Here is a 397-nt window from a genome sequence, read left to right as displayed (position 1 = left end):
AGATGGGGATAAGAGACACGGTCTGGACGGTCTGGACGGGAATTTGCTGGCACTCGCGGTGAACGCGGCCCGCGCGATGGCCACCGTCGGCGAGATCTCGGACGCCCTGGAGAAGGTGTACGGGCGTCACTCGGGCCAGATCCGTACGATCTCCGGTGTGTACCGGAACGAGGCAGGCACCTCCCCGGCCGTGGAGGGCACCCGTGCCGTGGTCGAGGAATTCGAACGGGCCGAGGGGCGCCGTCCGCGCATCCTGGTGGCCAAGATGGGGCAGGACGGCCATGACCGCGGCCAGAAGGTGATCGCGACGGCCTTCGCCGACCTGGGCTTCGACGTCGATGTCGGCCCGCTGTTCCAGACGCCGGCCGAGGTGGCGCGGCAGGCGGTCGAGGCGGAC

At 69.5% G+C, this 397-nt stretch carries 1 pseudogene; it reads left to right on the top strand.

The annotated features are described in order from the left end of the window. A pseudogene (locus BFF77_RS33995) lies at window positions 1-397 on the top strand (methylmalonyl-CoA mutase); the annotation flags it as partial.

It is taken from the genome of Streptomyces lushanensis (assembly GCF_001700515.1).
Lineage (GTDB): Bacteria > Actinomycetota > Actinomycetes > Streptomycetales > Streptomycetaceae > Streptomyces > Streptomyces lushanensis.
The sequence above is the reverse complement of the archived record's forward strand: the minus strand, read 5'-3'. Positions and strand labels throughout refer to the sequence as shown.